Origin of the sequence: Streptomyces sp. NPDC057623, assembly GCF_042800355.1 — a bacterium.
Taxonomy (GTDB): Bacteria; Actinomycetota; Actinomycetes; order Streptomycetales; family Streptomycetaceae; genus Streptomyces.
This window is the reverse complement of the sequence record NZ_JBHVGZ010000158.1, coordinates 1-4702: the sequence shown is the minus strand read 5'-3', so window position 1 is coordinate 4702 and position 4702 is coordinate 1. Positions and strand designations below refer to the sequence as shown.

Below are 4702 nucleotides of genomic sequence, written 5' to 3'. Positions count from 1 at the left end.
AAAGGCGACGGCGTGCACCACGCCATGCTCGGCATCGCCCGACTGCACAACCTCACCCTCGTCAGGTAGCCGAACAGCGCGCACGCCGACCACCCACGCCCAGGCTGCGCCAAAGATCGTTTACGGGACAGCCCTTAAATGCTAGCCCGCCAAGGCGCCCTTCGGCAGCGGCACGCGAGTGTAGGGCAGCACCGCGAGTGCGCCCCTGGAGGGCGGCGCCCCTGCCGCGGGCAGAGTCTCTGCCACTCGCACGCTTCGTCGGTCCAGCGCTCCACGTCCCACCGCAGGTGAATCCACGCTCGTAACCGGTTGAGCCGTCGACACACGTCGACGTCCGGCTGAACAATCCTCGCCCAGCGGGGGACAGCGGTCAGGACGGGCCCACATGGGCCCGCCCTGACCATGCGGGGCAGAGGGGGAACTGACCAATGCGGTCACTGCCCCGCGTCCTTGGTGCGCGCAGCGGCTAACCGGTGATCTTCTGCTTGAGCGTCGCCACGCTGCTCTTGACCTTCTGCTCGGCCTCGGCGCGCTTGCGGTTGCGCTTGTCCTTCGCCTCGTCCTTTCGGATCCGCTCGGCGGCCTCCTCCATGGCCTTCAACTCGGTGCGCACGTCGTCGACCGGGCGGCGCTCCAAGGTGGCGTCATAACGCATGGCCAGCAGGTCCAGCACCTGAGGGTCGGCCTCCTTCACTTCGGCCAGGATCGCCGTGCCGTTGGGCGGAACGTGCGGAGTAAAGGCACCGATCGTGCCCGTGGCCTCGGCGACCCGCTTATAGTCGTAGCCTCCGCCGATCACCGCGCCTATGCCCCATCCCATCAGCACCCCCAGGGGGCCGCCGATAATGCCGACCAGCGAGCCGACCAGCCCGCCGACCGCCGTGTTGCGGCCGGCCTCGGTCTCCAGGCCCTCTGGAACACGGACCGTGCCGTCCTCCAGGCGCTCGATCAGGATCGCACCTCGGACTTCAGCGGCGGGGGAGGCGATGCGCTTCAGATCGCTGAGCGCCTGGTAGGCGGTGGCCCGGTCGGCAAAGCGCAGGGCGATGGCGTTCTCGTGCGTGGTCACGGACATGGAGGACCTCCTCGGGGAAGGGGATGCTGTTGCACTTCATCTGTGAGACAGTATGTATCGAAGGACCATTGTGAGTCAAGCTGTCTCACACATGGGTTCACCAAGGAGGTTCCCCCATGCCCCGGGCCAGCAACGACCCCCGCGCCCTACGCAGCCGCGCTGCCGCGCTGACCGCTGCCACCGAACTCCTCACCGAAGGAGGTCCGGAACGCGTCACCCACGCCGCCGTCGCCGAACGGGCCGGCGTGGGCCGCGCCACCGTCTACCGACACTGGCCCGACATCCCGTCGCTACTCCTCGACACCCTGGCCATCGGCGCTCACCCTCTGCTCACCCTCGACGACGGCCCACTCCGCGACCAACTGGTCACCCAGCTGCAGCAGCAGGCCCACTGGCTCAACCAACCGGTCTCCGCATCCGTCATCGCCACTGTCATCGAACGAGCCGAACGCGACGACGGCATACGAGGGATCCGCGAAGAGATGTTCGGTCGCGCCGACGAGCGCTTCGCCGACGCACTCACCACCGCCGTCGCACGCGGTGAACTACGCCCCGGCACAGAAAAACACGCCCGCGAACTCATCTCACACATCCTCGGCCCGCTGCTGTTCCAACGGTTCATGCTCGGCGCTCACCTTGACAGGGACACGGTGGTCGACGCGGTCGATGCCACACTTGCCCCCTGGCAACCCGGCACCTGACAGGAAACGTCGGCGTGCCGCGTCTCGAAGGCTCCGAGTGCCCAACTTGTCGCGCAGGCACAGAACTTGGGTTCGGTAGGTCGAGACGGCGACCAAGAGCGGCGCCGGGCAGCTCTCTGGTCAGTCCGTCAGTGCCCCGGGCACTCCGTCTGCCGGGGCAGCGTGCCCGTGGCCAGGTAGTCCATGGTCGCGTTCCAGGCGCACTCGCTTCCGGTGCCTGTGTGGCCCTCGCCCCGCACGGTGAGCAGGTGCGCGTTGTCGAGGGTCCGGGAGAGTGTCACGGCGTCTTGGTACGGGGTGTCGGGGTCGCCGGTGTTACCCACGACAAGGATCGGGGCCGAGCCTTTCGCGTCGAAGGGCCCGCTGTAGCGGGACAACCGCTTCACCGGCCACTGGGTGCAGGCGGTGGCGTGGCCCTGGTCGTAGTTCGGCGGTCCGTAGGCGAGGGCCGGGCCGTTCAGCGGCGCCTCGGCCGTCTCACTCCGCAGAACGTCGTGGAGCAGGTTCAAGCTGCGCGGAAATGCCCGGTCCGCGCATTCGATGGCGGCGTTCTCGGTCTGGAATTGGGCCTCGCCCTCCATGCCGGACAAAAGGTCCCCGGTTCGGTGCTGCGCATCGACCAGTTGCTGGGCCAGGGTCGGCCAGTAGTCGTCGCCGCTTCCGAGGGCGTAAGTCACCATCATGGTCAACCAGGCACCGTTGGCGACCAGTCGGCCGTCCGCGTCCCTGATCGGTTCGGCGTCGAGCGCGGCTTGCAGGTCCAGGTAGGCCTGTCGTGGGTCGTCGTCGCCGAACGAGCAGGCATCCGGAGTGCGCTTGCACCAGTCGAAGAAACGCCCGAGCGCGGCGTCGACGGCCAGGTACTGCCCGCGGTCGTACCGGTAGGGATCGTTGGCGTAGGCATTCGGGTCGTAGGCGCCGTCCAGCGCCATCACGCCCACTCTCTCGGGGAAGAGGCTGGCGTACACGGTGCCGAGGTAAGTGCCGTAGGAGAGGCCGTACCAGTTGAACTTCCTCTCGCCAAGTGCGGCCCGGATCACGTCCAAGTCCCGCGCCGAGTACTCCGTCCCGATGTACGGCAGCAGGTCGCCGGAGTGGCGTCGGCACGCGTCGTTGAACTGCCGCCCCAGAGCTACGGCACGGTCGAAGCCGCCCTGCGTGGGACGTGCGGTCGCCGTCTCCCAGGAGTCCGTCCACTCCCTCGTGGTCTGGCACTGCACCGGCGCGCTCCGGCCGCCCCCACGGGGGTCGACGATGACGAGGTCGTACCGGCTGCGGATCTCCGCGGGGCCATCGGTGCCCATGTAGTAGAGGAGACCACCGGAAGAGCCGCCGGGTCCGCCCTGGTTGAGGAAGAGCGTCCCGATCTTGTGAGCCGGGTCGGACGCGGTCTTGCGGCTGAGCCCGAGGGAGATCGTGGCACCGTCCGGGTGCCGGTAGTCGAGCGGCACCTCGGCCGTCGCGCAGTCGAATCCTCCGCCGCAGTCGGTCCACTTCAGCTCCGGCAGCCGCACCCCGGGCACACCGCCCGGCGGGGCCGTCTCCGTGGCCGCGGCTACCGGTGCCACGCCGGCGCCCCACAGAATCAGCGCGCCTGCCACCGTAGCGGCTGTCGCTCTCCACCCGGCGACCATACGGCCAGGAAGGTCTTTCACTTCTTCAATTCCTGTCTCAATACAAGACCGGAACGCTCCATGAGCCGTCACCTCGCAACCGAAAGAGCGGGCGAGATCGCGCCTTCCCCATGATTGCGTTCCGCACTTGGCGAATATAGGCGGATGTCGAGGAACGGCCAGGGACGGTTTGGGCGGAAACAGGAACAGCCCACTGCAAATTCCGGCTGGATGACGCCACTTCACCAGGCCGGGCCCCTCATCCTTTTGCTCGGTGTCACCTGCACACGCGAAGCCCGGCGCAGCATGCTGGTCAGCCACCCGCGTCGCGGTGGTGCGCATACATCACAGCCGGGCTCCACAGAATGTCCAACAGCCCCTGCCGACCGCTTGACCTCTACGGCCTCACTTGCTCAGAGACGATGCAGGAGGCCGAATCCCTGCGACGGCGACGGACGTCAGTAGTAGTAGTTGCACGTCCTCGCCGAACCGTCCGCCAGGTTGGATGCGAGGGAGCACGATTCCGGCGTGGTGCTCGTGTATCCCTTCCAGGACAGCTCGAACTTCAACGTCTGGCCGGTCCGCCACCTTGCCGAAGGCAACGTGCAGTTATTGGAAGAAGCCCCGATCCAACTAGAAGTGGTGCTTCCGTCCGCGCGTACGCCGGTGACCTTGACCGCCTCCAGCGTGCGGCCGCCGTTGTTGCAGATCGCCACAGTCACACTTGAGGTTGCGGCCTGAGCCTGTACCGGCAGAATCAGACCGCCCAGGGCGAGCCCAGCCAGTGCCCCTACGGCTACCGTCTTCCCTCGGGTAATAGCCATGCTGCTGTCGCTCCTTCATGTACGAATGAGAAAGTCCGTCATCCGCTCCATGACAGAGCAAAATGACCTAGATCAGATTCTCGCGGATGCGATCAAGGAACGCATAGGGACAGATGTCCTCTTTGCTCGGCACGCGCTCATGGCACCGGAAGACAGGGGCCTCCTCGGCGAGTCAATCTCCCTCGACGGCATACCAGTTGACCGCGACCGCCGCTTGGGGCGACGGGAACCTTGCGAGGGAACAGCGAGGGCCCCAGAGGACCGGTCGCGGATCTCCCGATCCATTCCCGATCCCCAGGGGCCCTCGCCCCGTGCAAGGTGGCTCAGGTGGTGACGCCCGCCACCGACGTGCCGGACAACACCGCTTAGTTCGTGACCTTCTCGATGTTCACGGTGCCCTTGCCCACGGTCGTCCCGCGGTCGTTGACCAGGCGCACCTCACCGAACAGGCGGCGGCCCTCCGGTGCGGTGGTAGCGGCGGTGACCTGC

General features: G+C 67.0%; 4 protein-coding genes. 2 read left to right on the top strand and 2 right to left on the bottom strand.

Annotated features, from left to right (window positions below; all coding sequences use genetic code 11):
- Positions 1 to 466: 466 nt before the first annotated feature.
- Positions 467 to 1075: a hypothetical protein gene (locus tag ACFU95_RS50740; protein WP_383844668.1), complete on the bottom strand. Its 609-nt coding sequence runs from the start codon at positions 1073 to 1075 to the stop codon at positions 467 to 469.
- 116 nt (positions 1076 to 1191) lie between these two features.
- Here ACFU95_RS50740 and ACFU95_RS50735 point away from each other — a divergent pair, with 116 nt between their 5' ends.
- Positions 1192 to 1776 (top strand): TetR/AcrR family transcriptional regulator, encoded by a 585-nt coding sequence (locus ACFU95_RS50735; RefSeq protein ID WP_383844665.1) that lies wholly within the window; start codon positions 1192 to 1194, stop codon positions 1774 to 1776.
- A gap of 128 nt (positions 1777 to 1904) precedes the next feature.
- On the opposite strand, the gene ACFU95_RS50730 is transcribed toward ACFU95_RS50735, so the two are convergent.
- Entirely contained in the window at positions 1905 to 3344 is a 1440-nt protein-coding gene (locus tag ACFU95_RS50730; protein ID WP_383844662.1) for an alpha/beta hydrolase, read from the bottom strand.
- A 573-nt stretch (positions 3345 to 3917) separates the two neighbouring features.
- Between ACFU95_RS50730 and ACFU95_RS50725 the strand changes: the two genes are divergently transcribed.
- Positions 3918 to 4130 carry a hypothetical protein gene (locus ACFU95_RS50725; protein ID WP_383844659.1) on the top strand — a complete coding sequence of 71 codons (213 nt, stop codon included), beginning with the start codon at positions 3918 to 3920 and terminating at the stop codon, positions 4128 to 4130.
- Positions 4131 to 4702 lie beyond the last annotated feature (572 nt).

Bases quoted from the DNA above. Each gene is read 5' to 3' on its own strand.
- ACFU95_RS50740 (WP_383844668.1), bottom strand. From the start codon at position 1,075: ATGTCCGTGACCACGCACGAGAACGCCATCGCCCTGCGCTTTGCCGAC.
- ACFU95_RS50735 (WP_383844665.1), top strand. From the start codon at position 1,192: ATGCCCCGGGCCAGCAACGACCCCCGCGCCCTACGCAGCCGCGCTGCC.